General features: G+C 66.5%; 23 protein-coding genes. 15 read left to right on the top strand and 8 right to left on the bottom strand.

Translation table 11 applies throughout. The annotated features are described in order from the left end of the window. Positions 1-49 precede the first annotated feature (49 nt). Positions 50-2569: a penicillin-binding protein 1A gene (locus CVN68_RS12780; RefSeq protein ID WP_100282547.1), complete on the bottom strand. Its 2520-nt coding sequence runs from the start codon at positions 2567-2569 to the stop codon at positions 50-52. Positions 2570-2685: 116 nt separating this feature from the next. Then, positions 2686-3933, bottom strand: coding sequence for an N-acetylmuramoyl-L-alanine amidase (locus tag CVN68_RS12775; RefSeq protein WP_100282546.1), 1248 nt, complete (start codon positions 3931-3933; stop codon positions 2686-2688). A gap of 506 nt (positions 3934-4439) precedes the next feature. On the opposite strand from CVN68_RS12775, the gene CVN68_RS12770 reads away from it, so the two are divergent. Continuing rightward, positions 4440-7112: an Rne/Rng family ribonuclease gene (locus CVN68_RS12770; protein ID WP_100284386.1), complete on the top strand. Its 2673-nt coding sequence runs from the start codon at positions 4440-4442 to the stop codon at positions 7110-7112. A 453-nt stretch (positions 7113-7565) separates the two neighbouring features. On the opposite strand, the gene CVN68_RS23675 is transcribed toward CVN68_RS12770, so the two are convergent. Next, positions 7566-7703, bottom strand: a complete 138-nt coding sequence (locus CVN68_RS23675) for a hypothetical protein (protein WP_199560080.1) — start codon at positions 7701-7703, stop codon at positions 7566-7568. 156 nt (positions 7704-7859) lie between these two features. Here CVN68_RS23675 and CVN68_RS12765 point away from each other — a divergent pair, with 156 nt between their 5' ends. The 6 genes from CVN68_RS12765 to CVN68_RS12740 all read left to right on the top strand — a co-directional run bounded on the left by CVN68_RS12765 (position 7860) and on the right by CVN68_RS12740 (position 12815). Continuing rightward, on the top strand, positions 7860-9218 hold the full coding sequence (locus tag CVN68_RS12765; RefSeq protein ID WP_100282545.1) for a M48 family metalloprotease: 1359 nt from the start codon (positions 7860-7862) through the stop codon (positions 9216-9218). Next, on the top strand, positions 9215-9973 hold the full coding sequence (locus CVN68_RS12760) for a DsbA family protein (protein WP_100282544.1): 759 nt from the start codon (positions 9215-9217) through the stop codon (positions 9971-9973). Before CVN68_RS12765 ends, CVN68_RS12760 begins: the two co-directional genes overlap by 4 nt. A gap of 68 nt (positions 9974-10041) precedes the next feature. Continuing rightward, positions 10042-10992: an ABC transporter ATP-binding protein gene (locus CVN68_RS12755; RefSeq protein ID WP_100282543.1), complete on the top strand. Its 951-nt coding sequence runs from the start codon at positions 10042-10044 to the stop codon at positions 10990-10992. After that, positions 10989-11759, top strand: coding sequence for an ABC transporter permease (locus CVN68_RS12750; protein WP_100282542.1), 771 nt, complete (start codon positions 10989-10991; stop codon positions 11757-11759). The genes CVN68_RS12755 and CVN68_RS12750 overlap by 4 nt, the downstream gene beginning before the upstream one ends. A 58-nt stretch (positions 11760-11817) precedes the next feature. Beyond that, positions 11818-12306 carry a hypothetical protein gene (locus tag CVN68_RS12745; RefSeq protein WP_158298876.1) on the top strand — a complete coding sequence of 163 codons (489 nt, stop codon included), beginning with the start codon at positions 11818-11820 and terminating at the stop codon, positions 12304-12306. Between the two features lie 8 nt (positions 12307-12314). Beyond that, positions 12315-12815 (top strand): GNAT family N-acetyltransferase, encoded by a 501-nt coding sequence (locus CVN68_RS12740; protein ID WP_233503334.1) that lies wholly within the window; start codon positions 12315-12317, stop codon positions 12813-12815. Here CVN68_RS12740 and CVN68_RS12735 read toward each other — a convergent pair. Both CVN68_RS12735 and glpX read right to left on the bottom strand, forming a co-directional pair. After that, entirely contained in the window at positions 12808-14673 is a 1866-nt protein-coding gene (locus CVN68_RS12735) for a CocE/NonD family hydrolase (RefSeq protein ID WP_100282539.1), read from the bottom strand. The two genes, CVN68_RS12740 and CVN68_RS12735, sit on opposite strands and share 8 nt — an antisense overlap. A gap of 229 nt (positions 14674-14902) precedes the next feature. Then, positions 14903-15871, bottom strand: coding sequence for a class II fructose-bisphosphatase (glpX, locus tag CVN68_RS12730; RefSeq protein ID WP_100282538.1), 969 nt, complete (start codon positions 15869-15871; stop codon positions 14903-14905). A 145-nt stretch (positions 15872-16016) separates the two neighbouring features. Here glpX and CVN68_RS12725 point away from each other — a divergent pair, with 145 nt between their 5' ends. Beyond that, entirely contained in the window at positions 16017-16358 is a 342-nt protein-coding gene (locus CVN68_RS12725; protein WP_100282537.1) for a hypothetical protein, read from the top strand. Between the two features lie 24 nt (positions 16359-16382). Here CVN68_RS12725 and CVN68_RS12720 read toward each other — a convergent pair whose 3' ends face one another. Then, positions 16383-17675 (bottom strand): homoserine dehydrogenase, encoded by a 1293-nt coding sequence (locus CVN68_RS12720; RefSeq protein WP_100282536.1) that lies wholly within the window; start codon positions 17673-17675, stop codon positions 16383-16385. A 95-nt stretch (positions 17676-17770) separates the two neighbouring features. Beyond that, on the bottom strand, positions 17771-18721 hold the full coding sequence (locus CVN68_RS12715) for an isopenicillin N synthase family dioxygenase (protein ID WP_100284385.1): 951 nt from the start codon (positions 18719-18721) through the stop codon (positions 17771-17773). Positions 18722-18841: 120 nt separating this feature from the next. Between CVN68_RS12715 and CVN68_RS12710 the strand changes: the two genes are divergently transcribed. From CVN68_RS12710 to CVN68_RS12685, 6 genes are all read left to right on the top strand, one after another. After that, positions 18842-20077, top strand: coding sequence for a multidrug effflux MFS transporter (locus tag CVN68_RS12710; protein WP_100282535.1), 1236 nt, complete (start codon positions 18842-18844; stop codon positions 20075-20077). A 97-nt stretch (positions 20078-20174) separates the two neighbouring features. Further along, positions 20175-20519, top strand: coding sequence for a DNA primase (locus CVN68_RS12705; protein WP_100282534.1), 345 nt, complete (start codon positions 20175-20177; stop codon positions 20517-20519). 58 nt (positions 20520-20577) lie between these two features. Beyond that, the gene (locus CVN68_RS12700) at positions 20578-21171 is read left to right on the top strand and encodes a YdeI/OmpD-associated family protein (protein WP_100282533.1); all 594 of its coding nucleotides are present in this window, start codon (positions 20578-20580) and stop codon (positions 21169-21171) included. A 173-nt stretch (positions 21172-21344) separates the two neighbouring features. After that, complete coding sequence (locus CVN68_RS12695) at positions 21345-21752, top strand: ExbD/TolR family protein (RefSeq protein WP_100282532.1); 408 nt, start codon at positions 21345-21347, stop codon at positions 21750-21752. Positions 21753-21808: 56 nt separating this feature from the next. After that, positions 21809-22696 (top strand): MliC family protein, encoded by an 888-nt coding sequence (locus CVN68_RS12690; protein WP_233503333.1) that lies wholly within the window; start codon positions 21809-21811, stop codon positions 22694-22696. 43 nt (positions 22697-22739) lie between these two features. Then, positions 22740-23132, top strand: a complete 393-nt coding sequence (locus CVN68_RS12685) for an acyl-CoA thioesterase (RefSeq protein ID WP_100282531.1) — start codon at positions 22740-22742, stop codon at positions 23130-23132. An 86-nt stretch (positions 23133-23218) separates the two neighbouring features. On the opposite strand, the gene ppc is transcribed toward CVN68_RS12685, so the two are convergent. Beyond that, positions 23219-25891: a phosphoenolpyruvate carboxylase gene (gene ppc, locus CVN68_RS12680; protein ID WP_100282530.1), complete on the bottom strand. Its 2673-nt coding sequence runs from the start codon at positions 25889-25891 to the stop codon at positions 23219-23221. A gap of 154 nt (positions 25892-26045) precedes the next feature. On the opposite strand from ppc, the gene CVN68_RS12675 reads away from it, so the two are divergent. After that, positions 26046-26891, top strand: a complete 846-nt coding sequence (locus CVN68_RS12675; protein WP_100282529.1) for an oxygenase MpaB family protein — start codon at positions 26046-26048, stop codon at positions 26889-26891. Positions 26892-26926 lie beyond the last annotated feature (35 nt).

Raw genomic sequence — 26926 nt, 5'->3', positions numbered from 1 at the left:
CGGCCTGAGATCTCGGCGTTCGCCGGGATGACGCTATGTAGGAAGGGCGCTAGTAGATTCCGCCCTCGCGTTGCAAGAAGTCGCTGTCGGACGGCGCCCTGGTGGCGGGCGCGGCCTTCTTCTGGACGGTCCTGGTTTCGGCCGCTTCCCCCTCCTGTCCGCCGCGGCGGCGGCGCTGGGGCTCGACATCGGGCTTGAAGGCTTCCCAGATCACCGAGGCGAGCGGGTCGCTGGTCGGCCAGCCGCCGGGCACTTTCCGGCCGCTCGCGCGATCGATGCGGACCATGCGGATGCCGGCGGGGGCAGTGAAGGGCAGCACTTCCATATCCTTGAAGGCGGGGATGGCGAACTGCTTGAAGATCGGCGCGGCGATCGATCCGCCCTGGGCGTAGCCGCCGAGATTGGTCGGGCTGTCATAGCCGAGATAGAGGCCGCCGATCATCTGCGGGGTGCCGCCGACGAACCACACGTCGGTCGGTCCCGAAGTGGTGCCGGTCTTGCCCATGATCGGCCGGCCGAGATCGCGCAAGGTGGTGGCGGTGCCGCGCTGGATCACGCCTTCGGTGATGTGGACGATCTGATAGGCGCTCATCGGCTCGACCACCTGCCGGGCGCGCGTAACCGGGCGCGGCATCGCGCCGCCGTCATAGTCGCGCGCGTTGCAGCGATCGCAGGCGCGCCAGTTCTCGGGGAAGATCACCTGGCCCCGGCGGTTCTGGACGAAGTCGATCACCGTCGGGTTGAGCGCGCGGCCATGGTTCACGAGGATCGAATAGGCATTGACCATGCGCAGCACGGTCGTTTCGCCGGCGCCCAGCGCATAGCTGAGATAATTGGGGAATTTCTGCTTCGAGATGCCGACGCGCTGGATCAGGTCGACCACCTTGTCCATGCCAATCTGGTTGGCGACCTGCACGGTCATCAGGTTGCGCGACTGCTCGACGCCCCAGCGCAGAGTCTTGGGGCCGGCGCCGCGCTGGTTGCCGAAATTGCGGAAGCATTTGTTGCCGAGCCCGGCGCCCTGCCAGACACAGAAGGGAGCATCGTTGACGATCGTCGCCGGGGTCAGCCCCTGCTCCATCGCCGCGGCGTAGACCAAAGGCTTGATCGTCGATCCGGGCTGGCGTTGTGCCTGGGTGGCGCGGTTGAACGACTGGAGGCGCGAATCGAACCCGCCCTGCATCGCCAGCACCCGGCCGTTGCGCGGATCCTCGACGACGAACCCGCCCGAGACCTTGGGGATCGAGCGGAGTGCCCAGCTCGCGCCTTCGGGCGCGACCGCGAGGATGTCGCCAGGCTTGATCGCATCGAACGCCTCGCCACCCTGGCCACGCACCGGCATCGTCGCGAGGCTGCGCGGCAAGGTGCCGGTCTGGCCGTTGTCGAAGCCGATTTCCCAGCCGCCGGCGTTGCGCGCGATCGCCACCGCGGCGCGCCAATCCTCGTAATCGACTCCGATATTGGTGTTGAGGAACGGCTGAAGCCAGCCGCTCGCCACTTCGACATGGTTGATCGGCCCCGACCAGCCGCGCCCGCGATCATAGCGCAGCAGACCGTCGCGAAGCGCCTTCTGGGCATATTGCTGCAGCCGCGGGTCGAGTGAGGTACGCACCCACAGGCCGCCGCCATAGACGCTGTTGGGGCCGTCCTCGGACTTCTCGCCGAACTTGTCGATCAGCTGGCGGCGGACTTCCTCGACGAAATAGCCGCCGACGCGCTCATATTTCGGCGTCTGGCGGGGCACGGTGCCGAGCGGCGCGGAGACGGCTTCGGCATGATCGGTCTGGGTGATGAAGCCGTTGGCGAGCATCTGCCCGAGCACCCAGTTGCGCCGCTCGATCGCGCGATCCTCATGGCGTTCGGGCGCGTAATTGGCCGGGCCCTTGGGCAGGATCGCGAGATAGGCCATTTGCGGCAGGCTGAGCTTGTTCAGTTCCTTGCCGAAATAGGCCTGGCTCGCCGCCTCGACGCCGCCGGCGTTGCGGCCGAGTTCGATCGAATTGAGGTAGAGCTCGAGGATATGCTCCTTGGAGAGCGTATTCTCGATCTTCCATGCGAGGATCGCTTCCTTGCCCTTGCGCAGATAGCTGACTTCGTTGCCGATCAGCAGGTTCTTGGCGACCTGCTGAGTGATCGTCGAGGTGCCGCGCGGAGTCGATCCGCTGACGATTCCCTGGAATGCGGCGCGCGCCAGCCCGGGGATGTCGATGCCGTGGTGGCTGAAGAAGGTCTTGTCCTCGGCCGAGAGGAAGGCCTCGACCAATTGCTTCGGATATTCGGCATAGCTCAGCTGGACGCGGCGCTCGCGGGCATAGCTGTGGATCGGCAGCCCGTCGGCCGAACGGACATTGGTCGGCAGCGGCGGCTCATAGGCGCGCAAGCTGTCGACCGAAGGGAGGTTGCGCGCGATCAGCACCCAGACGAGGAACCAGAACAGGCCGGCGAGCAGCGCCAGCCACGCGAGAATCCGGAACCACCAGCGGCGATGCACGCGGCCATACCAGCCGCGGATTCCGCTAGCTCCGCGCTTGATCGTCACCTTCTCGCTGGAAATGCTGCCGTCCGCCATGCGGGGTGCGGTGTAGCAACTTTCTCGGGCGATGAAAGCCGATCAAAACGCTTGCGAAATCAACTCGTCCGTTTCGCGTCTATAATGAGCGCATGAGGGAGCCGGGGGAGACGCGATCAGCGCGATGCCATGCGCGTGGCGAAGTGGATTTCCACTGCTTTGCGAACGCTCTGCGCGACTTTGCGCTGCCCGTCGCTCGAGGCGAGGAACGCCGCGTCGGCCTGGTTGGAGATATAACCGGTTTCGAACAGCACCGACGGCATGTCGGGCGCCTTCAGCACCATCAGCGAGGCCATGCGGTGGTAATTGGCCTTGATCGGGATCAGCGGCTGCGCCTCGCGACCCAGCAAACGGGCGAAATTGGCGCTGGCGTTCATCGTCTCGCGCTGGGTGAGATCGATCAGGATCGACGAAATGTCGGGACTGGCGACGCCGAGATCGACTCCGGCGAGGATGTCGGCCTTGTTCTCGCGCGCGGCGAGGCGGGCGGCTTCCTTGTCGGACGCGACTTCGGACAGGGTATAGACCGTCGCGCCGGTCGCGTCGGGATTGCCGGCGCTGTCGCAATGGACCGAGATGAACAGATCGGCCTTGAGCCGCCGGGCGAGTCCGTAGCGCTCCTGGAGCACGAGGAAGCGATCGTCCTCGCGGGTGAGCGCGACCCGCACCCGGCCCGAGGCGAGCAATGCGTCCTTGATCGCCTCGGCGACCTTCAGAGTGACTTCCTTCTCCCGCAGGCTGCCGTCGGGGGAGAGTGCCCCGGGATCGTGCCCGCCATGCCCGGCGTCGATCACGACGAGCGGCCTTCCCGCATCGCCGTAAATCCGCGGCAAGGGCGCGCGCGAAACCCGCTTCGGCAGCGCCATAGACACGCTGTACGGATGCCGGCGCGCCGGCTGCAGATACGTGAACGGCGGCAGGAAGCTCATCCGCCGCTCGGCCGCGGCGCGCGCGAAGCGTTCGTCGTCGACGGTCTTGAGCAACAATGTCAGCGTGCGGCCGTCCCTGGCGAAGCTGCCTTCGGTGACGATCGCCGGCCGTGCGAGATCGAAGACGACGCGCGCGCCGTCGCCCTGCGCGCCCTGGCGGATCCGCGCGACGGCACCGTCGGCGATCGCGACCCGGCCGGGTTCGGCGCCGGCGACGTCCAGCGCGATCCGCTGCGGTCCGGATAGCAGGAACGCGCTCGCCTGGGTGACCGGCGCGTCGAATTTCACGACGATGCGGTCGCCGTGCACGCGCACTTCCTGCACCACGCCTGCCCAGCTCGGCACCCCGGTCAACCAGCCGGAGAGGAGGGCAAGCAGGAATAACACCCGCGCGATATGCCGCGCCGGGCCATGAGGGGTCCAGCCCAAATGCATGATACCTAACTCTGAGACACGTCTTCCCTGACAGATCCGGTTTAGGCGGCGGCCATCAAGCCGAAGTGAAACAGCTTGGTTAATCGGCATAAATTTGCCGGATTGCCGGCAATTCCCTGCCGCGGCGGCACGCGGTTATTCGTATTTGGCGCGGTTGCCGCGTGGCGCGGGGGGTGCTAGCAAGAGCTCGCTCCGATCCTTGTATCGGACGATATTCGCGGCCACATCCGCCGCGACAGTTCAGGTTGACGCTCGCATGAGGCAATTTCCCCATCGTCCCACCCGCCAGGCCCTTTCGGCCGGCCGCGTGACGATGGTGGAGCTTCCGGACCACGCGTCCGGGCGTGCCCTGCGAGCAGCAGCAGTTTTCGAAACCTGCGAGACCACAGCCGGCGCCGCCGGCCAAGGCCGCAATTTGTATCGCGCGCTCGCGCTCCAGCCCTTCAGGGTTACCGCCTTCAGGGGTCCAGGCCGGCGCGCCCGGAGAATAATAAATGACCATGCGTATGCTGATCGACGCACGCCACCGGGAAGAGACCCGGGTGGCCGTCGTCAAAGGGAACCGGATCGAGGAATTTGATTTCGAGTCCGCCGAGCGCAAGCAGCTCAAGGGAAATATCTATCTAGCCAAGGTTACCCGGGTCGAACCGTCGCTTCAGGCGGCGTTCGTCGATTACGGCGGCAACCGCCACGGCTTCCTCGCTTTCAGCGAGATCCACCCCGATTACTATCAGATCCCGAAGGAAGACCGCGAAGCGCTGCTGCGCGAGGAGGCCGAGCACGCCGCCGAGGAAGCCGCGCTGCGTGCGCAGGATGATTCGGACGACGACGAGCATCTCGACGGCGAGGACGGCGTAGAGGTTCTCGAGCGTCCGCATGACGACGACGAGCATGAGGAAGATTCCGAGGCGTCGGAGCATGAGGGCGGCGAAGGTCATGACCGCGGCGCTCGTGGTGGCGGCGGTGGTCGTCGTCGCGGACGCGGCGGCAAGGACGACGAGGCCGAGGCGCTGCGCCAGCGCCGGATGAATCTGCGCCGTCGCTACAAGATCCAGGACGTGATCCGTCGCCGTCAGGTGCTGCTCGTCCAGGTCGTCAAGGAAGAGCGCGGCAACAAGGGCGCGGCGCTGACCACCTATCTGAGCCTCGCCGGCCGCTATTGCGTGCTGATGCCAAACACCGCGCATGGCGGTGGCATCTCGCGCAAGATCAGCTCGGCCGCCGATCGCAAGCGCCTCAAGACGATCATGTCGGACCTCAAGCTGCCGCCGTCGATGGGCTGCATCGTCCGCACCGCGGGACTCCAGCGCACCAAGACCGAGATCAAGCGCGATTTCGACTATCTCGCGCGGCTGTGGGACGGGATCCGCGAGACGACGCTCCAGTCGTCGGCGCCGGCCCTGGTCTATGGCGACAGCGACCTGCTCAAGCGCGCGATCCGCGATATCTACAACAAGGATATCGACGAAGTCATCGTCGAGGGCGAGGATGGCTATCGCCAGGCCAAGGACTTCATGAAGCTCCTGATGCCGAGCCACGCCAAGAAGGTGAAGCAATATGCCGATGCGGTGCCGCTGTTTCAGCGCGCCGGAGTCGAGGACCAGCTCTCGGCGATGTACAATCCCGTCGTCCAGCTGAAGTCGGGCGGCTATCTGGTGATCAACCCGACCGAGGCTCTGGTCTCGATCGACATCAACTCGGGCCGTTCGACTCGCGAGCACAATATCGAGCAGACCGCGACCCAGACCAACCTCGAGGCCGCGCAGGAAATCGCGCGCCAGCTCCGGCTGCGCGACATGGCCGGCCTCGTCGTCATCGACTTCATCGACATGGATCACGGATCGAACGTCCGTAAGGTCGAGAAGGCGATGAAGGAGGCGCTCAAGAACGATCGCGCCCGCATCCAGGTCGGCCGCATTTCGGCGTTCGGCCTGATGGAGATGAGCCGCCAGCGCCTGCGCACCGGCGTGCTCGAGGCATCGACTCGCCAGTGCCCGCATTGCGAAGGCACCGGGCTCGTCCGCACCGCTTCGTCGGCAGGCCTGTCGGCGCTGCGTCTGATCGAGGACGAGGCCGCCCGCGGCCGCGGCTCGCAGATCACGCTGCGCGCCAGCCAGGAAGCGGCCTTCTATCTGCTCAACCGCAAGCGCGCCGAACTCGCCGAGATCGAGGATCGCTATGGCGTCCTCATCGAAGTCGTGTCGGACGGCGATGTCGAAGGCGCGCGCATGTCGGTTGAAGCCGGCGGCCCGCCGCCGGCGCACGCGCCCAAGATCGAGCGCCTGATCGAAGAGCCCGAAGACGATTATGTCGAGGAGGTCGACGAAGAGGAGATCGAGGAAGAGACCGAGGCCGAAGCCGAAGCGCCCCGTGCCGCTCGCCCGCCCCGCGAAGCGCGCGAGCGCGACGAAGCCGAGGGCGAAGGCCGCGGCAAGCGTCGCCGTCGCCGGCGCGGTCGTGGCCGGCGCGGTCGCGAGGGCGAGAATGGTGAGCAGGAGGCCGGCGAGAACGAGAGCGGCGAAGACGACCGCGAAGACGAGGGCGATGAGTCCCCCGCGAACGCCGCGACCGAGACTGCCGAGCGCGTCGACCATGACGGCGGCGAAGAAGGCGAGGCCGCCCGCAAGCGGCGCCGGCGCGGTCGCCGCGGCGGCCGTCGCGGCCCGGGCCATGCTGATGAAGCGGTCGCCGACGCGGCGGACGTGGCCGAGGCAGCGGAACCCGCAAGCGACGTCGCTGCGCTGGAAGCCGAACCTGCAGCCGAAGTCGAGGCGCCGGCCAAGCCCAAGCGCTCGCGCCGCAAGAAGGCCGATGCCGAAGCGCCGGCTGCAGCCGCTGAACCCGCTGTAGAAGCGGCGCCGGAAGCTCCGGCAGCCAAGGAGCCGGCCACTGCGCCCGCACCGAAGCGGTCGCGTCGCAAGAAGGCCGATGCCGAACCGGCGCCGGCCGAGGCTGCGGCTCTCGAGCCGGTTGTCGCGGAAGCGCCCGCCGAAAAGCCCAAGCGCAGCCGTCGCAAGAAGGCCGATGCCGCACCTGCCGAGGTTGCGGCGGAAGCACCGGCCGAAGCCGAACCGGTAGCGCAGGATCTCGCGCCGCCCGAGGGAAGCGATGCCGACGACGACACCGCTCCGGACGGCGGTCCGCGCCGCGGCTGGTGGCAGCGGACCTTCGGCGCCTGATCGCGTTCAAGGCCTGAAAAAGGGGGCGTCGGTTCGATGGAGCCGGCGCCCTTTTTCTTTGGCGATTATATAGTTTGCAAATACGTGGTCAGTACGGATGAAACCAATAAACGCCTTGATCTAGTTTCGAATACCGTCCCGCAGGCTCTGGCCAGTCGCGCTCGTTTCGTGAAACATGATACCCCCAGCCGCCATCAAAAAATGGCTTCGTTACTATGTCGATGCTATCCGGACGGACGAATATGATTTCGGGATGGAGGCCCGCGATGGCGGGCGGCCACTGACTTTCCGGAAGGGCCGGGCCAACATAGGTCCGCTTAGATGCCATCAAGATTTGAGATTCGGCTCTTACGGCCTTCAAAGTCGCCTGATCATAGGTCGGGTGCGGAAACGCGCAGTAGACTCCGACCGCTACCAAAATAGTGATAGCGACTCCAATGCTCAGGCACCCTTTCAATCCGGCTTCTCCGGCGCGGGCTTGTGCTTCGCCACCTTCATTAGCCGCTCATCCCCACGCGCTTCGTCCTCATCGGCCTCCACTTCGCGGGCGAGTTCCTTGAACTTGTCGGATCGGGTTTTCGGTTCGGTCATCACCCTACGCCACACGAAAAGCCCGACGGATAAGGGAGGGGTTCGGCGCATGGTGCAACATTGTCATATGAGCGGAGACTTCACCAGCGGTTCATCGGTGCGCACGCACGGCCAATGCCATTGATCGCGGGTGGAAATGGGGAGATACGGACAGCCATGAAGCGCATCCTCGCCCTGCTCTCGGCAGCTCTGCTGCTCTGGGTCCAGCCCGCCACGGCGCAATCGATCCTGCGCGATGCCGAGACCGAGGCTCTGCTCGCCGACATGTCGCGCCCGATCATCATCGCGGCGGGGCTTTCACCTGCCAATGTCCGGGTGGTGCTGGTCAATGATCAGTCGATCAACGCCTTCGTCGCGGGCGGGCAGATCGTCTATATCCATTCGGGGCTGCTCGACGCCGCCGACACCGCCAACGAAGTCCAGGGCGTGATTGCGCACGAGATCGGCCACATCGTCGGCGGCCATGCCGTGTTCCAGAACGACGGCGGCTACACCAACATCTCGATCCTCAGCCTGTTGCTCGGTGCCGCCGCGATGGCGGCGGGCGCGGGCGAGGCGGGCACCGGCATCCTGATGATGGGCCAGCGCGCCGCGATCGGCAAATATCTCGCGTTCAGCCGGGTGCAGGAATCCTCGGCCGATGCGGCGGGCGTGCGCTTCATCAAGGGCGCGGGCATCAGCGGCAAGGGCATGCTCAGCTTCTTCGACAAGCTGACTGCGCAGATGCATCGCTATGGCTATTACGCGACCGAGAATAATCCCGAGGTCGATCCCTTCGCCCAGACCCATCCGATGTCGGCAGATCGCGTCGAGACGCTGAGGACCGACCTGCAAGCCGCGCCGTCATGGAACAAGCCGCTCGATGCCGGCATCGAACGGCGCTTCAAGCGGGTCCAGGCCAAATTGCGCGGCTATGTAGCCGAGCCCGAGACGACCTTGCGGCGCTATCCGGCGAGCGATCAGTCGGCTCCGGCGCATTATGCGCGGGCTTATGCCTATCACAAATCGGGCTATCCCGATCAGGCGGCGGCGGAGACCGCGGCGCTGGTCAAGACCGCGCCCGACGATCCCTATTTCCTCGAGCTCGAAGGGCAGATCCTGCTCGAATCGGGCAAGCCGGCAGAGGCGCTCGGCGCCCTGCGCGAGGCCACGCGCCGCTCGAACAATCAGCCGCTGATCGCCGCGACCTTCGGCCATGCCTTGCTCGCCACCGAGGACAAGGCGAACCTTGCCGAAGCCGAGTCGGTCCTGCGCACCGCAGTCGCGCGCGACAAGGAAAACCCGTTCGCGTGGATGCAGCTCGGCACGGTCTATGAACGCAAGGGCGACGAGCCGCGCACTGCGCTGGCGACGGCCGAGCGCGCGCATCTGATGGGCGATATGCGCACCGCGCTGATGAGTGCGCGCGCGGCGATGGGCAACCTGCCGCAGGGTTCGACCGACTGGATCCGCGCGCAGGACATCGCGATGGTCGCACAGACCGCGATGGACGAAGAAAAGCGGCGGCGGCGATGACCGACAAACTGTTGCGCAGCCCGCTGGCGCTCGCCGGCGCGATGCTGGTGTCCGCCTTGCTCGGCGCGGGCGCATTCGCGCTGCTGCTGAGCTGGATGCCCGGGCTCGCCGGGCCGGCGATCCGCGGCTATCTGCTCGAGCATCCCGAAATATTGCCCGAGGCGATGGAGCGGCTCCAGGCGCGCGAATCGGCGCGCTACGAAAAGGCCCAGCAGGGCGCGCAAGCGGTAGTTCCGCAGCACCTCGCCCAGCTGCAAAAGCCCTATGCCGGCGCCTGGGCGGGCAATCCGAACGGCGACGTCACCGTGGTCGCGTTCATGGACTATGCCTGCGGCTATTGCCGCGCCAGCCTGCCCGGGATCGAGGAATTGCTGGCGAAGGATCCGAACGTCCGCGTGGTCTATCGCGAATTACCGGTGCTCGGCCCCGAGAGCATGGTCGCCGCGCGCCTCGCGCTGGCCGCGGCGGAGCAAGGCAAGTTCCGCGCCTTCCACGACGCGCTGTACGCCGCGGGATCGCCCAATGCGGAGAACATCGCGGCGGCCGCCGAAAAGGCCGGGCTCGACAAGGCGCTGGCGACCAAAGCCAGCCAGTCGAAGCCCGTCGAGCAGGAGATCGCCGCCAACCACAAGCTCGGCGAACAGCTGGCGATGACCGGAACCCCCAGCTGGGTGGTCGGCGGCAAATTGCTCTACGGCGCGCGCGATTATGCCGGGCTGGCGGCGGCCGTCGCCGAGGCGCGGGCGGGGAAATAATCGCCCCCGGGTTGCCGCATCTCGAGGCCAACCCTACGTAACGGATCCGTTCCGGTCCGGGGTCCCCCATGCAATCCATTCTGTCGGTTTCCCAGGTCAGCAAGACCTATGGCTCGGGCCATAAGGCGCTCGACCATGTCGATCTGGAGATCCGCCGCGGCGAGATCTTCGCGCTGCTCGGCCCCAATGGCGCGGGCAAGACCACCTTGATCAGCATCATCTGCGGGATCGTCACGCCCAGCACGGGGACGATCATGGTCGACGGGCACGACGCGATCCGCCACCCGCGCGAGGCGCGCAGCCGAATCGGGCTGGTGCCGCAGGAAATCGCAGTCGACATGTTCTCGAGCGTCGCCTCGACGATGCGCTTCTCGCGCGGGCTGTTCGGCAAGAAGCCCGATCAGGCGTATCTCGATCAGGTGCTCAAGGATCTGTCCTTGTGGGACAAGCGCGACGCCAAGGTCATGGAATTGTCGGGCGGCATGAAGCGCCGGGTGATGATCGCCAAGGCACTCAGCCACCAGCCCGAGATCCTGTTCCTCGACGAGCCCACCGCGGGCGTCGACGTCTCGCTTCGCCGCGACATGTGGAAGATGATCGGGAAGCTGCGCGAGCAAGGCACGACGATCATCCTGACCACCCATTATATCGAGGAGGCCGAGGAAATGGCCGATCGAGTGGGCGTGATCAACAAGGGGCAATTGCTGCTGGTCGAGGAAAAGGCCGCGCTGATGAAGAAGCTCGGCAAGCGCGAGATGGACATCGCTTTGGTCGATCCGATGACTGCGATCCCCGCCGATCTCGACGAATGGCATCTCAGCCTCGAGGATGAGGGGCATCGCCTGCGCTACGTGTTCGACGCGCAGGCCGAACGCACCGGCATCCCGTCGCTGCTGCGCAAGCTCGCCGATCTGGGGATCGCCTTCAAGGACCTCGACACCAGCAAGTCGAGCCTCGAGGACATCTTCGTCGATCTGGTCGAGCACAAGGAAGCGTCGAACGAAGGAGCCGTGGCATGACCGGCGTCAATTTCCACGGCATCTGGGCGATCTACAAGTTCGAGATGGCGCGCACTCTGCGCACCCTGTGGCAGAGCGTGGTCACGCCGGTGATCACCACCTCGCTATACTTCATCGTCTTCGGCGGGGCGATCGGCAGCCGGATCGATACGATCGGCAACGTCAATTATGGCAGCTTCCTCGTTCCCGGGCTGATCATGCTCTCGCTGCTCACCCAGAGCATCGCCAATGCCTCGATCGGCATCTATTTCCCCAAATTCACCGGCACCATGTTCGAATTGCTGTCGGCGCCGATCTCGGCAGTCGAGATGGTGATCGGGTTCGTCGGCGCGGCGGCGACCAAGTCGATCGTCATCGGATTGATCATCTTGATCACTTCGGCATTCTTCGTGCCGCTCCGGATCGATCACCCCGCGGCGATGCTGGCATTCCTCGTGCTGACTTCGGTCACGTTCAGCATGTTCGGTTTCATCATCGGCATCTGGGCCAAGGGCTTCGAGCAATTGAACGTCGTGCCGGCGCTGCTGGTGACGCCGTTGACCTTTCTCGGCGGCGCCTTCTACTCGATCGACATGCTGCCAGAGCCGTGGCGGACGGTGAGCCTGTTCAACCCGGTCGTCTATCTGGTCAGCGGCTTCCGCTGGAGCTTCTTCGGCCAGGGCGATGTCAGCGTGTGGTGGAGCCTCGGCGTCACCGGGCTGTTCCTGTTGCTGTGCCTCGGCCTGATCGTGGCGATCTTCCGCACCGGGTATCGGCTGAAGAACTAGGGAAACTGGCGCAGCGCCGGCAAGTCTGTATGGTCGGGGGATCAGCGGAGGACGAGCGATGCGACATACGCTACCGGTAACCTTGCTCCTGACCTTGACGGCGTGCGGCGGCGGCAATGTGCCACAGGACGCGCAGAAGACCGCCGATGCCCTTACCGGCGACGCCAAGGGATCGGCGGCGGACAATCCGGTGTGCAAGCTGTTCACCCCCGCCGAACTCGAAGCCTATGCCGGCGAGCCGCTCAACGCCGGCGCGAACGCCGGGGGCGGGCTGGGATGCCAGTGGACGGCCAAGGACGGCGAAGGCGACGTGATGGTCGTCGCGGTGCCCTCCAATTACGCCGAAGTCCCGAAGCTGGCCGACGGCTTCCGCGACATGCCCGAGTTGGGTGAGAAGGGCTATGCCGCTCCCGAGTTGGGCGGCTGGGTCGCCGGCGCGATACTCGGCAAGGAATTCGTCAAGGTATCGGTCGCGGGCGCCAAAGCGAGCGCCGACAATGCGGTCGCGCTGTTCAAGGAAACCGCCAAACGGCGCCCCGCCGGCTGACGGGAGCCGTGGCAGACGAACAAGAATATCGATGGCGGCAGATGTCGGCGGGGGATCTCGCTACGGTATCGTCGATCTCGGATGCGGTGCACGGGCGTTTCACCGAACCGGTCGCGATCTATGCCGAACGGCTGGCGCTCTATCCCGCCGGCTGCCGCGTGCTGGAGCGTACCGGCGGGGTCGTCGGCTATCTGATCAGTCATCCTTGGCATCGTGAGAATCCGCCGAAGCTCGGCGCATTGCTCGGCGCGATCCCGCCCGATGCCGACAGCTACTATCTCCACGACCTCGCCTTGCTGCCCGCCGCGCGCGGGACCGGCGCGGGCAAGGCGGCGCTGGACTTCGTCAAGGCGCAGGCCCGCGCGCTCGGATTCTCCGATATCGCGTTGATGGCGGTGGGCGGCGCCGATCGCTACTGGGCCGCACAGGGCTTTGCCTATGTCCCGCGCGACGTCGACCCGTCCTACGGCCCGGCCGCGTATCTGATGCTCGGCGCCGTGCTTATCTGATCACCGGCAGCGCCACCAGCGATCCGCTGCATACCCGCTGGGTCGCCTTGACGAAGTCCTCGGGCGCCGCCTTGTAGATATTGGGGACGAACTTCTGCGGGTTGCGGTCGATCACCGGGAACCAGCTCGACTGGACCTGCACCATGATCCGGTGGCCCTTCTTGAAGACATGGTCGTGGCTGCGCAGCGGCACGTCCCACGCCACCACCTGGTTCGGCGTCAGCGGCGTCGCTTTCTCGAAACTCTGGAGATAGCGTCCGCGGCGGATCTCCATCGCGATCGGGAATTGATAGCCGTTCATCGTGCGCGGATAGTCGCCGAGCGCGCCGCGGACGGGCTCGTAATCGTCGGGCAGCACGTCGATCAGCTTGACCACGAAGTCGCTGTCGGTGCCCGAGGTCGACGCCATCAGCTTTGCCGCGACTTCGCCGGTGACAGTGAGGTCGGCCTCGAGCGGAGCGCTGGAATAGCTGAGCACGTCGGGGCGGTGATCGACGAAGCGCTGGTCCGCGGCTTCCCACCAGCGCCATTCCTGCGACGGATAGGTGCGCGAGATCGGACGCTCGCGGAACGGCACCGGATTGGCCGGATCGGAAACATATTCGCGGCACTGGCCGGGGTCGGCAGGCGCGGTGAAGGAGAGCGTGCCGTCGCTCTGGAGATAGAGATTGGTCATCGTCGCGCCGGGGGCCGGCCATCTGGCGTACGACTTCCATTCCCACGAGCCACTCTGGAACATCCGCGCCTCGAAAGCCGGCTTGGCGCCCTTGCCGTGGAGCCAGTGCGCAAAGAACGGCGCCTCGATGTCGCGCATGAAGTCCGTGCCGCTTTCCTTACCGAACTTCACATAGCCGACATCGCTGCCGGGCGAATGCCACGTGCCGTGCGCCCATGGGCCGGCGACGATCATGTTCAGGCCGTCCGGGTCCTGCGCCTCCATCTTTTCGTAGATCTTCCACGTGCCAAGCGGATCCTCCTGATCCCAGAAGCCGGCGACGTGGAGCGTCGGAACCGCCGTGCGACCGAGCGTCTCGGTCCAGCGCTGGCGCTTCCAGAAATCGTCGTAGTCGGGATGCTCGATCATCGCGGTCAACTGCGGCACCGATCCCTTGAAATAGAGCTTGTCGAGGTTGGCGACCGGGCCGAGCTTGAGGAACCAGTCATAGCTGTCGACCGGGGCCTTGCCGCCATAGTCGAAATCCTCGCCGGAATCGTTGTTCTGCAGGCTGAACAGCCAGTCGGTGGCGTAGGACAGCCGCATCGCGCCGTAACGGTGGAGATCGTCGTTGATCCACCAGTCGTTCCACGCCGCCTGCGGGCTCACTGCCTTGAGCGCCGGGTGGGGCCGGGCGAGCGCCACTGCCGAGGCATAGCCGGGATAGGAGACGCCCCACATCCCGACCTTGCCGTTATTGCCGGATACGTTCTTGACCAGCCAGTCGACACTGTCCCAGGCGTCAGTCGCCTCGTCGACGCCGTTCCTGCCCTTGGCGTCGAGCGCCATCGACATGGTGAAGTCGCCGTCCGATTTGAACTGGCCGCGCATGTTCTGGAAGACGAGGATATAGCCGTCCTCCATCAGGAACCGCATCGACGCGGGCACGCTCGACGGTGCCTTGTCGGGGACGCCATAAGGGGTGCGCTGGAGCAGGATCGGCAGCTTGCCGGACTTGCCCTTGGGGCGGAGTATGACGGTCTGGAGCTTCGCGCCGTCGCGCATCGGCACCATCATTTCTTCGTAGCTGAAGGCAGAATCAAGGACGCTCGAGAGTGCCGACCGTGGCGCGGTTTGCGACGATGCCGATGCGAGCGGGACGGCAAGCGCCGCCAGTGCCACGAAACCTGCCAAACCACGCATGTCATGCCCTCCCGGATACTGCGTGGGAGGGGTAGGGCGCTGGCGAAGGGGGAGCAAGAGTGCGCTGCACCACGATGCGCAGGATGCGCCTGGGCCAGCAGGCAGGCGAATTTCCAGTGCTCCTGCGAAAGCAGGAGCCCAGGATGACGGGACACTGCGCTACCCTGGGCTCCTGCTTTCGCAGGAGCACTGGAGGTGCAGCATCCGTCTATCCGCCTTTCGGTTGACTTCAGCTGAGCCGGTGCTCGCCCTTGACCCAGCGGACAGTGCCGGAGCTCGCGCGCATCACTACGCTCTCGGTGGTCATCTTGCCGCGCACGCGCTTGACGCCTTCGAGCAGCGAGCCGTCGGTGACGCCGGTCGCGGCGAAGATGCAGTCGCCCTTGGCGAGTTCGGTGAGGTCGTAGATCTTGTCGAGATCCTCGATCCCCCATTTGCGCGCGCGGGCGCGCTCGTCGTCGTTGCGGAACACCAGCCGGCCCTTGAACTGGCCACCGACGCAGCGCAACGCCGCGCAGGCGAGCACGCCCTCGGGGGCGCCGCCCGAGCCCATGTACATGTCGATCGTGGTGTCGGGATTGGTGGTGGCGATCACGCCGGCGACATCGCCGTCGCCGATCAGCACGATGCCGCAGCCGATCCCGCGCAGCTCCGCGATCATCTTCTCGTGGCGCGGGCGATCGAGCACGCAGACGATGATCTCATTGGGTTCGACGCCCTTCGCGGCGGCGAGCGCCTTGACGTTCTCGGTCGGCGACTTCGCCAGATCGATCACGCCTTCCGGATAGCCGGGGCCGACCGCGATCTTGTCCATATAGACGTCGGGCGCGTTGAGCAGACCGCCATGTTCGGCGACGGCGAGTACCGCGAGCGCATTGGGGCCGGCCTTGGCGCAGATGGTGGTGCCTTCGAGCGGATCGAGCGCGATGTCGATCTTGGGGCCGGTGCCGATCGCGCTGCCCACTTTCTCGCCGATATAGAGCATCGGCGCCTCGTCGCGCTCGCCTTCGCCGATCACCACGGTACCGTCCATGTAGAGCGAATTGAGCGCCTCGCGCATCGCCTCGACCGCGACATGATCGGCCGCCTTCTCGTCGCCGCGCCCGACGAGGCTCGACGCGGCGATCGCGGCGGCTTCGGTGACGCGCACCATTTCGAGGACGAGGACACGATCGAGAACGTGGCTGGCGGTCGTCATCGGCTGGAAATCCTCTTGGCAGAATCTGAGGTGGCGATAGGCGGGGCATGTTGCACTGTCGAGGCCGCTAGCGCTGTCAGGGCATTCGCATTTTCGCCACAACCGTGCGCCAGGCTCGCTTCGTCGCAAGCGTAAGGATTTCGGGATGCTGTTGCCGCTGTTACTGATGCTCCAGGAAACCCCGGCGCTCGACGACGCGGTCGCCGCCTATCGGGCGAAGATCGCGGGAGAGGTACCCTGCCGGAATACCGATGCCGACGACGAGATCGTGGTTTGCGCGCTGCGCGATGCGGACCGCTACCGGGTGCCTTTCGTGCCGCCGTCACGGCAGGAACTGCCCGATCAGCGGGTGGATCGGCTGGTTGGCGGGCGTACCGAACCTGATTGCGGGCAAGGCGCCTTCATGGCGCATTGCGGCTCTGTCGGCGTCAGCGTCTCGGTCGGCGGTCGCGGCACGAAATGGGTCAAGCGCGACCTCGCGCCCTGATTCACGCCGCGCGCCGAGCCTGATTTATGCGTCGAGGATGTGCATCCACATCGGTTCGCCGACGAGGCTCTGCGAGCCGCGCAATTTCTCGAGCGCCTGCGCGACGCTGCGCTCCGGGCCCTCATGGGTGACGATCGCGACGAGCACGCTGCCGTCGGCCTGCGCGCCGCGCTGGATCAGGCTCTCGATCGAGACGCCGGCATCGCGCATCGCCGCGGCGATCTCGGCGAGCACACCGACCTTGTCGGAAACAGTCAGCCGGACATAGGCGCGGGCGCGGCGCTCGCCGCTGTCTGCCACTTCCTGCGCTGCCAGCGCGTCGGCGGGCATCGCATAAGGCGGGCCGAATTCGCCGCGGGCGATGTCGATCAGATCGGCGACTACGGCGCTGGCGGTCGGGCCGTCGCCGGCGCCGGCGCCCTGGAACAGTAGCCGGCCGACGAAATTGCCCTCGGCGACCACGGCGTTGGTCGAGCCGACGACATGCGCGAGCGGATGGCTGAGCGGCACGAGATGCGGATGGACGCGCTGGAACAGTCCGTGCGCCCCTGAGTCTGCGACGCCGAGCAGGCGCACACGATAGCCGAGCGCCGCGGCCTCGGCGATGTCGGCGGCGAGGACGTGGCGCACACCGGTGATCGCCACGTCGTCGAACGCCGGCTGCGCGCCGAACGCGACGCTGGCGAGGATCGACAATTTGTGCGCGGCGTCGACGCCGTCGATGTCGAAGCTGGGATCGGCCTCGGCATAGCCGAGCGCTTGCGCCTCGCTAAGGATTTCCGAAAAGTCGCGACCTTCCGCCTCCATCTTCGACAGGATGAAATTGCAGGTGCCGTTGAGGATGCCATAGACGCGGGCGATGACATTGGCGGCGGCGCCTTCGCGCAGCCCCTTGATCACCGGCACGCCGCCGGCGACTGCGGCTTCGAATTTGAGCGCGAGATTGGCGGCCTCGGCGGCGCGCGCGAGCTCGAGCCCGTGATGCGCGATCATCGCCTTGTTGGCGGTGACGAGGCTCTTGCCCGCGCCGAGCGCCGCGCGGGCGAGGGCGAGGGCAGGACCGTCCGATCCGCCGACCAATTCGACCACCACATCGACGTCGGGATGCCGCGCCAGCTCGGCGGGATCGTCGACCCAGTCGAATCGCGCGATGTCGACGCCGCGGTCCTTGGTCCGGTCGCGTGCCGAGACCGCGGTGACCAATATCGGCCGCCCCGCGCGCCGCGCGATCAGCGCGCCATTCGTATCGAGCAGGCGAATCACTCCCGCGCCCACGGTTCCGAGGCCGGCGAGTGCGATACGAAGCGGTTCGGTCATGGGATCCTCGATTGTGGAAGCGGCGGAAAGGGCACCCAGCCCCGTCCGCCGCAAGTCCTCCCTAACCCCGGCATCCTGCCGAGGGGAAGATAGGATTACTTCTTGATCAGCCCGATCTCGACGAGCCGTTCGTGGAGATAATCGTGCGAACTGATCGGCACCGGATACCGGTTCGGCCGTTCGTCGCCGATGCACCCCGGCAGCGTCTCGATCAGGAAATCGGGCGCCGGATGAAGGAAGAACGGCATCGAGTAACGCGAATTGCCGCGGCGTTCGGGCGGCGGATTGACCACGCGGTGCGTAGTCGAGGGCAATACGTGGTTGGTCAGCCGCTGGAGCATGTCGCCGACATTGACCACCATCGCGCCTTCGGGCGGCTTTACGGCCATCCATTTGCCGTCGCGGTCGAGCAGTTCGAGCCCGGCTTCCTCGGCGCCGAGCAGCAAGGTGATCAGATTGATGTCCTCGTGCGCGCCGGCGCGGACCTCGGGCGCGTCGGCGGCGACCGGGGGGTAATGGAGCAGGCGCAGCACCGAATTGCCGTCCTTGACCGCGGGGTCGAACCAGTCGGGCGCCAGCCCGAGATAGCGCGCGATCGCCGAGAGCAATTTGTCGCCGGCATCGTCGAACGCCTGGAACAGCTCGAGAAAGGTTTCGCGAAAGCCTTCGGGCCGATCGGGCCAGATGTTCGCCGGCATCTGCGCGGCGAAACGGTGGCCCTCGGCCAGCTGGCGGCCGACATGCCAGAATTCCTTGAGGTCGACATGGCTGGCGCCCTTGGCGATCTCGGTCTTGAACGGCGTGTAGCCGCGCGCGCCGCCGCCGCCCTCGACGAAATAGCCGCGCTTCTGCTCCTCGGGCAGGTCGAAGAACGCCCTGGTCATCGCCCAGGCGCGCTCGATCAGCGCGTCGGGGATGCCGTGATCGCGCACCACCGCAAAGCCGAAGCGCTGGAAGGAACGGCCGAATTCCTCGGCGAAGCCGTCGGGATCGGATTGCTGGCGCCCAAGCGAAAGCGCCGGGATCTCCGCGAGAGTGTCGAGCATGCGAGTCTCCATGTTGCGTCCAGTTAGACCCGCACACCCCTGCCGAACAAGCGGCTGAAGTTCGGCCCGGGCGGAACGAGGGGGGTGACGCCCGCGCACCGATCGGCCATTGGCACCGCCATGTCCGAGCCGCATCTGTCGACCCAGTCCGTCAATCGCGCGCCGCTGGCGTTCGGCGAATTCGTCGCGCTGATCGCCGCGATGATGGCGCTGACGGCGCTCGGGATCGATTCGATGCTCCCCGCGCTGCCGGCGATCGGCGACAGCCTCGGCGTCACCGAGCCCAATCACCGCCAGTTCGTGATCACTGCCTTCCTGCTCGGCTTCGCCTTCGCCCAGCTGATCTACGGCCCCTTGTCGGATCGGTTCGGTCGGCGGCCGGTGCTGGTCATCGCGCTGGTAAGCTATGTCTTCACCAGCGCGTTGGCGGCGATCTCGGGCAGCTTCGAGCTGCTGCTGGTCGCGCGCGCGGCGATGGGCGCGTCGGCCGCGGGCGCGCGGGTGGTGACGGTGGCTTTGGTCCGCGATTGCTTCGCCGGCCGCGCAATGGCGCGGGTGATGAGCCTCGCCTTCATCGTGTTCATGGCGGCGCCGGTATTCGCCCCCGCCTTCGGTCAGGGTGTGCTCGCCGCGGGCGGATCGTGGCGGATGATCTTCTGGGGCGTCGCGGTGGTTTCGGCGCTGGTGGTGGCATGGTTCTGGCTGCGCATGCCCGAAACGCTCGCCCCGGGCTCTCGCCAGAGCCTGCAGCCGAGCCGGATCGCTGCCGATTACGCGCTGGTGATGCGCGATCGCGGCGCGGTGGGCTATACGATCGCCGCGGCGTTGCTCTCCGGCGGGCTGTTCGGCTTCATCGGATCGGTGCAGCAGATCATGGAAGTCGTATTCGGCCGGCCCGAATTGCTCACTTTGGTGTTCGCCGCGGTGGCGGGCACGATGGCGATCGGGTCGTTCCTCAATTCGCGGATCGTGATGCGAGTCGGCACGCGGCGAATCTCGCACACCGCGCTTTCGGCGCTGATCCTGTTCGCCGCGATCCACCTCGCCATCGCCTTTTCGGGGCACGAGACCTTGTGGACCTTCGCGATCCTCCAGGCGCTGATGATGGCGAGCTTCGGCCTCGCCACCTCGAATTTCTCGGCGATGGCGATGGAGCGGATGGGCGAGATCGCCGGAACCGCCTCGAGCCTGCAGGGCTTCGTCTCGACTCTGGGCGGGGCGCTGATCGGCGCGCAGATCGGCCAGTCGTTCGACGGCACCACCGTGCCGCTCTACACCGGCTTCCTCGCAATGGGTGTGCTCGCCCTCGTCGCAGTCGCCGTCGCCGAGAAGGGCCGGCTTTTTCGGCCGAGCTGAGCGCTTCGTATCGCGCTTTACGGAACGGATAGGGCGCGCTTTCCGTTCGGTCGGGTGACGGGGGACGTTGGTCGCCCCTGGAACAGAAGGACAGGCTATGGGCGGCAATCAGGTTACCCCGCATCCCACCGACAATTGGTCCGCGGAAGGCTATGACGAGGCGCAGGGCGCCGAAATCATCGAAGCCACGCAGGACGGGCCGAGCAACGGCACGATCCTGACCGACATTCCGCTCGGGCTCGACGACCCGGACGCAGTCGCCAGCGAAGACGAATTGACCATGGTCGATGGCGAGATCGGCGAAGAGGATGACGACGCCGACCTTGCCGACGACGATATGCGCGAGGACGAGATCCAGGCCGATCTCGACGACGAGGATGTCGACGAGGAGGATCTGGACGAGGAACTCGACGACGGCGACGATACCGCGCTTGCCCCCTGAAGCTTGACCGGGCGCCCGGGCCGGATCAGCATTCGCGGCCGATCAGGGGAGGAGCGCCATGCCGCAGGATCCGCGCGTCGACACCTATATCGCCGGCCGGGCCGAATTCGCCCGGCCGATCCTGAGCTGGATGCGCGCGCGCGTCCACGCCGCCTGCCCCGATGTGGAGGAATCGATTAAATGGTCGATGCCGGCCTTCCTCTACAAAGGCCGGTCGCTGGCCAATATGGCTGCGTTCAAGGCGCATGCGAGCTTCGGCTTCTGGGATCGGCAGGCGCTCGCGACGGGCAAGGAAGGCGAGGCGATGGGCCAATATGGCCGGATCGAGAGCCTCGACGATCTGCCCGCGGCGGAGATGTTCGAGACGCAGGTGCGCGACGCAGTGGCGCGGATCGATGGGGGGCAGAAGCCCGTCCGCGCCGCGAAAGCGCCGAAGCCCGAGCTCCCGGTGCCGCCCGAGCTGGCCGAGGCGCTGGCCGGCGATCCGAAGGCGACGGAGACCTTCACTGGCTTTCCGCCGGGCTGCCGCCGCGAATATTGCGAATGGATCGCCGAGGCAAAGCGGCCCGAGACAAAGGCGAAGCGCGTCGCCGACGCAGTCGAATGGCTGCGCGAAGGCAAGCGCCGCAACTGGAAATACGAGAGTTGCTGAGTCCTGACTCAGCCCCAGGCCGCTCGTCATCCCGGCGAAAGCCGGGATCTCAGTCGAAGGCGGGATACGGCACGAGATTCCGGCGTGCGCCGGGATGACGTGGGGTTGATCGCCCCTCTGGACAACTTCTCCGGTCATGATACGTTGCATCATAACAACAAAGGAGAGGTGCCATGGTCAAGGCCGCGCGTGTCCCCGAGCCCGTTCCGTTCAGCGCGATCAACGTGACGCCGTTCATCGATGTGATGCTGGTGCTGCTGATCGTGATGATCCTCAGCATTCCGATCGCCACGCACAAGGTGCCCATCGACTTGCCCAGCGGCCCGGGGCTGATCGTTGAAGAGCGGCCGCACCAGCTCGGCATCGATCGCGGCGGAGCACTGTTCTGGGATGGCCGCCGGATCGCCGACGCCGAACTGCCGGGGCTGCTGGAGACGATGCAGCGCGACACGGCGGCGGTGCTCCACATGAACACCGATCCCGATGCGCGTTACGACCGGTTCGACGGCGTGCTGGCGGTGGTCAAGCGCGCCGGAGTCGAACGGCTCGGCTTCGTCGGCAATCGTCCTCTCCCGGACTGAGGAACAGGCGCGGCGGCGGGCGCGTTCGTCGCCCGCTGCCTGACATGGATCATCCTATGCGCCTGACTCTGCCGTTGCTCCTCACGCTTGCCGCTTGTTCGTCCCAGCCCGCCGAAAATGCCACGACCCCCGGCAATGCGGCCGTGCCCGGAAACGACGTGGCTGCGCTCCCCGCGGACACGCCGGCCCCGGCGCCGGCCCCGGAGCCTTCGGCAAGTCCGGCGCCGCTCAATCCGCCGGCGCCGGGCCAGCCGGGCGGACTTGACGACGACAGAACCCCGGTCAGCGAAGCCCCGTTCACCGAAGACAGCGCGCAGGGCGCGGCCAATGTCGTGCAGACCTATTATGCGCTGCTCGGCGAAGGCAAATACGGCCAGGCGTATCGGCTATGGGAGCCGGGAGGCGCCGGCATGGACGCCCGCGCGTTCGCCGCGAGCTTTGGCCGCTATTCCGAATATCACGCCAATATCGGCGCGCCGGGCCGGATCGATGCCGGCGCGGGGCAGCGCTACGTGACCGTGCCGGTGCAGGTCTATGGCCGGCTCAAACAGGGCGCGCGCGAATTCAACATGCGCGGCTCGGTGACGCTCCATCGTACCGCCGACATCGACGGCGCTACCGCAGACCAACGCCGCTGGCGCATCCGCAGCACCGACATCAAGCCGCGGCCCGAGATAGCGCCCTCGCCGCGGCCGACCGAGGACAATCGCTCGACCGCGCGCTATCGCTGCATGGACGGTTCGCGCCTCGTCGCCCGGTTCGACCCCGACAAGGATCGCGTCACCGTCTCGCGCGGCGGCAAGGTACTGGCGACCCTGCGGGGCCAGCGTGTCGCCTCCGGAATCCTGTATGCGGCGGGCGGATACGAGCTGCGCGGCAAAGGCAGCGACATCAGCTTCACTGCGCCCGGCCTGCCGCCGATCGCCTGCACCGCGATCCGCTGAGGGGCGCTCGCATCGAAATCACGGCTGCGCTAGACCCCTGCGCATGACGCCCTACACCACCACGATCACCGCGGGCCCCGAGGACATCGACATCCTCGGCCACGTCAACAATGCCGTATGGGTCAAGTGGATCCAGGACGTCGCGGTGGCGCATTGGCACGCGATCGCCGCTCCCGGGCATCACGACGCCTATATCTGGGTGATCACGCGCCACGAGATCGATTATCGCGGCAGTGTCCTCGAAGGCGAGACGGTGACCGCCGAGACCTGGGTGCAGGAGCCGCCGCGCGGCGCGCGGTTCAATCGCTACATGAAATTCACCGGCGCCGACGGCAAGGTCCGCGTCGAGGCGAAGACCACCTGGGCGATCCTCGATCGCGCCACCGGACGATTGGTGCGCGTGCCGCCGGAAGTGGCGGCGCCGTTTCTCGAATAGCCGTGCTCCTGCGAAAGCAGGAGCCCAGGATCACAAAGGTCCGCGATCGCGACTCTGGGCTCCTGCTTTCGCAGGAGCACTGGTCTTTACCCGCTGTTGCGCAGTGCCGTGGCGATCGCGTTGATCGACAGCAGGATGCCTTCGCCGATGCGCGCGTCTTCCTCGCCCGCGCGGTGGCGCTTGAGCAATTCGATCTGGAGCAGGTTGAGCGGCTCGATATACGGCGTGCGCAGCCGGATCGACGTCTCCAGCCCCGGATGCTTCTCGAGCAGGCGGGTCTGGCGAGTCACGGTCAGTAGCCCGTCATGGGTCGTCTTCCACCCGTCGTGAATGCGGCTGAAGATCGCGTCGCGCAGGTCCCCGTCTTCGACCAGGGCGGCATAATGCTGCGCGATGTCCATGTCGGACTTGGCGAGCACCATCTCCATATTCGCCAGGGTCGAGGCGAAGAGCGGCCAGCCCGTCGCCATCTCGCGCAGCAGCCCCTTGTCGACGAACGCCTCGATCGCCGCGCCGACGCCATACCAGCCCGGCAGCATCACCCGCGCCTGCGCCCAGCTGAACACCCAGGGGATCGCGCGCAGATCCTCGATCGCGTCCGATTTCTTGCGGCTGGCCGGGCGTGAGCCGATCTTGAGCCCGGCGATCTCGGCGATCGGCGTTGCCTGGCGGAAATAGGTGGTGAAGCCTTCGGTCCCGTAGACCAGCCCGCGATAGGCCTTGAACGCGGTTGCCGAGAGTTCGTCCATCGCCGCGGCGAAGCGCTCCGCATCGGCTGGCGCGAGCTGTTCGGGCTCGAGGCTGGCGAGCAGGGTCGCCGACGCCATCGCCTCGAGATTGGTCATCGCGCTCGCGCGGGTGCCGTATTTGGCGGCGATCACTTCGCCCTGCTCGGTGATGCGGATGCGGCCCTGCACGGTGCCCGGCGGCTGGGCGAGGATCGCCGCAAAGCTCGATCCGCCGCCGCGCCCGACCGCGCCGCCGCGGCCATGGAACAATTGCATCGCGAGATTGGCTTTCTCGAATACCGGCTTGAGCGCAGTCGATCCGCGCGAGAGCTGCCAGGTCGAGGTGAGATACCCCCCGTCCTTGTTCGAATCGGAATAGCCGATCATCACTTCCTGATGCCCGCGCTTCGCCGCGATCGCGGCCACTTCGGGCAGGTCGAGCCACGCCGCCATGATCGCCGGCGCGCCCTCGAGATCGGCGATCGTCTCGAACAGGGGGATCGCCATGATGTGCGCCTGCGGCTGCGCGCCGGGGATGTACAGCCCCGCTTCCTTGAGCAGCACATGGACCTCAAGCAGGTCAGACACCGATTGCGCCATCGAGACGATATAATGGGTGATGCACTGGCGGCCGTATTTCGCATGCGCCTCGGCGGCGGCGCGGACGATGGCGAGCTCTGACGCGGTCTCTTCCGAATATTGGGCATAAGGGCTGGTGAGCGGGCGCGGGCTCTCCAGCTCGTGGCGAAGCAGCTTTACCCGTGCCTCCTCGGACAATGCGGCATAATCGTCGCACGCGCCTGCGGCCTTGAGCAATTCGGCGACGGCGCGCTCGTGCACCGCGCTGTTCTGGCGCATGTCGAGGGTGGCGAGATGGAAACCGAACGTCTCGACCGCGCGGATCAGCCGGCCGAGCGCGCCGCCGCTCGCCAGCGGTCCGTCGCCCTCGGCCGCCAGCCCGCGCGCGATCGAGGCCAGCTCCTCGCGCAACTGCGTCGGCTCGGCATAGGGTTCGGCCTGAAGCGGGGCCGGCCGGGCGGCAGGCTTGCCGGTGAGCTTCTGATGCGTTGCCGAAAGCCGCGCATAGATGCCGGTGAGCGCGCGGCGATAGGGTTCGTCCTCGCGGCTGCGGCCGGCGTCGCGGCTGGCCTCGGCGAGCTTGAGGACGGCGTCGCTCACCCTGGTGTGTTCGGTCGAGATCGACAGCTCGGCGCCGAGCGCGTGGACCGATTCCATGTAATAAGCGAGCACCGTCTCGGCCGAGCGCGCCAGCGCCAGTTTCATCGAGTCGGCCGTGACGAAGGGGTTGCCGTCGCGGTCGCCGCCGATCCAGCTGCCCGCGCGCAGGAAGCTGGGCGCGCGTTCGCCCAGCGCGCGGTCCCAGCGGGCATAGAGCGCCGGGAGGACGGGCAGGAACACGTCGCGCAGATACGAGAGTGCCGTCTCGACTTCGTCGGCGACGCCCAGTTTCTCGCGGCGCAGGACGCGGGTCTGCCAGAGCAAGGCGATCTGGCGCAGGATCGCCTCCTCGACCTTGTCGCCGTCCTCGGTCTCCTCGACTCCGCGATCCTTGAGCGCCATCAGCTCGGCGATGCGGTTCTTGTGGTCGATCATCGATTTGCGGCGCACTTCGGTGGGATGTGCGGTCAAAACCGGGGCGACCAGCGCATGCTCGAGGAGGGCCATGACTACATCGTGGCCGATACCATGCTCCCGCAACCGCACCAGCGCCGACCCCATGTCGGCCTCTGCCTCGGTCTCGACGCCCTGACGGTCTTCGGCGAGGTTGGCGAGCATCGAGAAGAGCATGAAGCCGCGGACGAAATCGAGCGTCTCGTCGAGGCTCAGCCGGTCGAGCCCCGAATCGATCGCGCCTGCGCCGGCGACGCCGCGATGCCGGTCGACCGAGGTGGCGCGGATATATTCGATGCGCTTGAACAGCTCTTCGCCGCCATAAGCGCGGATCACGTCACCGAGAAGCCGACCCAGAAAGCGGATGTCGGGATTGTTTGCGATCGCGAGACTTGCCATGGCCGATGTTGCTGCACTGCGGGAGGGACTTGGTCAATCCACGCCTTGTTGCGTCACCAAAATGGCCGCTTTTGCTCCCGATTTGTCTGCGTAAGCGTGCGCATTGTCGCGCCTCCCGGCTTGTCGAACACGCGCGGCGCCCTAGCTTGAGCGGATGAGTCCCGCCAGCCGAGCCGCCCGCACCTTCAAATCCGCGCTGATCGGACAGGTGCGCGCGGTGTTCAACGATCAGAGCCGCGGCGAGAAACCGGTGGTGCGCAGTCCCGATGGACTGTTCGGTCCGCAATCAACGGTGTGGCGCGTGCATGGCGATGTCACGACGATGATGGTCGGCGGAGTCGCGGCGCTGCTGCTCCAGATGCTCCACCCCGCAGTGCTTGCCGGCGTCTGGGATCATTCGAGCTTCCGCGGCGACATGCTCGGCCGGCTGCGTCGTACCGCGCGCTTCATCGCGGTCACCAGCTATGGCTCGCGCGAAGACGCCGAAGCGATCATCGCCAAGGTTCGCGACGTCCACACCCGGGTGCGCGGCATCCTGCCCGACGGCACGCCTTACACTGCGGACGATCCCCGCTTGCTGGCCTGGGTGCACGTCACCGAAGCAGTGAGCTTCCTCGACGCCTGGCGCCGTTATGCCGAGCCCGGCATGTCGCTGCGCGATCAGGACCGCTATTTCGCCGAGTTCGCGCGCATTGCCGAGGCACTGGGTGCGGATACGATCCCCCGCAGTCGCGCCGGGGCCGACGCCCTGATCGACGCCATGCGGCGCGAACTCGTCGCCGACGAACGCACCCGCGAAGTCGCCCGGCTCGTGCTTTCGCAGCCGGCGCCCAATCTGGCGATGAAGCCGTTTCAGGCGCTGACCTTTCAGGCGGCGGTCGATCTGCTACCCACCTGGGCACGCCGGATGCACGGTCTCGCGGGTCCCGGTCTTGCGGCGCCGGTCGTCCGGTTCGGCACAAGCGGGATCGCGAGCACGCTGCGCTGGGCGTTCCGATAGGGTGTCTTGCCGTGGCGTCGACTGGACCGGCTCGG

It is taken from the genome of Sphingomonas psychrotolerans, assembly GCF_002796605.1.
Classification (GTDB): Bacteria; Pseudomonadota; Alphaproteobacteria; order Sphingomonadales; family Sphingomonadaceae; genus Sphingomonas; species Sphingomonas psychrotolerans.
This window is presented reverse-complemented; position numbering and strand designations above follow the sequence as displayed.

Excerpts from the sequence above, each read along its gene's own strand:
- CVN68_RS12770 (WP_100284386.1), top strand. The coding sequence starts at position 4,440 with ATGCTGATCGACGCACGCCACCGGGAAGAGACCCGGGTGGCCGTCGTC.
- CVN68_RS12710 (WP_100282535.1), top strand. The coding sequence starts at position 18,842 with ATGTCCGAGCCGCATCTGTCGACCCAGTCCGTCAATCGCGCGCCGCTG.
- CVN68_RS12715 (WP_100284385.1), bottom strand. The coding sequence starts at position 18,721 with ATGCTCGACACTCTCGCGGAGATCCCGGCGCTTTCGCTTGGGCGCCAG.
- ppc (WP_100282530.1), bottom strand. The coding sequence starts at position 25,891 with ATGGCAAGTCTCGCGATCGCAAACAATCCCGACATCCGCTTTCTGGGT.
- CVN68_RS12685 (WP_100282531.1), top strand. The coding sequence starts at position 22,740 with ATGACGCCCTACACCACCACGATCACCGCGGGCCCCGAGGACATCGAC.
- CVN68_RS12675 (WP_100282529.1), top strand. The coding sequence starts at position 26,046 with ATGAGTCCCGCCAGCCGAGCCGCCCGCACCTTCAAATCCGCGCTGATC.
- CVN68_RS12765 (WP_100282545.1), top strand. The coding sequence starts at position 7,860 with ATGAAGCGCATCCTCGCCCTGCTCTCGGCAGCTCTGCTGCTCTGGGTC.
- glpX (WP_100282538.1), bottom strand. The coding sequence starts at position 15,871 with ATGACGACCGCCAGCCACGTTCTCGATCGTGTCCTCGTCCTCGAAATG.
- CVN68_RS12755 (WP_100282543.1), top strand. The coding sequence starts at position 10,042 with ATGCAATCCATTCTGTCGGTTTCCCAGGTCAGCAAGACCTATGGCTCG.
- CVN68_RS12690 (WP_233503333.1), top strand. The coding sequence starts at position 21,809 with ATGCGCCTGACTCTGCCGTTGCTCCTCACGCTTGCCGCTTGTTCGTCC.
- CVN68_RS12760 (WP_100282544.1), top strand. The coding sequence starts at position 9,215 with ATGACCGACAAACTGTTGCGCAGCCCGCTGGCGCTCGCCGGCGCGATG.
- CVN68_RS12720 (WP_100282536.1), bottom strand. The coding sequence starts at position 17,675 with ATGACCGAACCGCTTCGTATCGCACTCGCCGGCCTCGGAACCGTGGGC.
- CVN68_RS12695 (WP_100282532.1), top strand. The coding sequence starts at position 21,345 with ATGGTCAAGGCCGCGCGTGTCCCCGAGCCCGTTCCGTTCAGCGCGATC.
- CVN68_RS12775 (WP_100282546.1), bottom strand. The coding sequence starts at position 3,933 with ATGCATTTGGGCTGGACCCCTCATGGCCCGGCGCGGCATATCGCGCGG.
- CVN68_RS12735 (WP_100282539.1), bottom strand. The coding sequence starts at position 14,673 with ATGCGTGGTTTGGCAGGTTTCGTGGCACTGGCGGCGCTTGCCGTCCCG.
- CVN68_RS12705 (WP_100282534.1), top strand. The coding sequence starts at position 20,175 with ATGGGCGGCAATCAGGTTACCCCGCATCCCACCGACAATTGGTCCGCG.
- CVN68_RS12700 (WP_100282533.1), top strand. The coding sequence starts at position 20,578 with ATGCCGCAGGATCCGCGCGTCGACACCTATATCGCCGGCCGGGCCGAA.
- CVN68_RS12745 (WP_158298876.1), top strand. The coding sequence starts at position 11,818 with ATGCGACATACGCTACCGGTAACCTTGCTCCTGACCTTGACGGCGTGC.
- CVN68_RS12750 (WP_100282542.1), top strand. The coding sequence starts at position 10,989 with ATGACCGGCGTCAATTTCCACGGCATCTGGGCGATCTACAAGTTCGAG.
- CVN68_RS12725 (WP_100282537.1), top strand. The coding sequence starts at position 16,017 with ATGCTGTTGCCGCTGTTACTGATGCTCCAGGAAACCCCGGCGCTCGAC.
- CVN68_RS12780 (WP_100282547.1), bottom strand. The coding sequence starts at position 2,569 with ATGGCGGACGGCAGCATTTCCAGCGAGAAGGTGACGATCAAGCGCGGA.
- CVN68_RS23675 (WP_199560080.1), bottom strand. The coding sequence starts at position 7,703 with ATGACCGAACCGAAAACCCGATCCGACAAGTTCAAGGAACTCGCCCGC.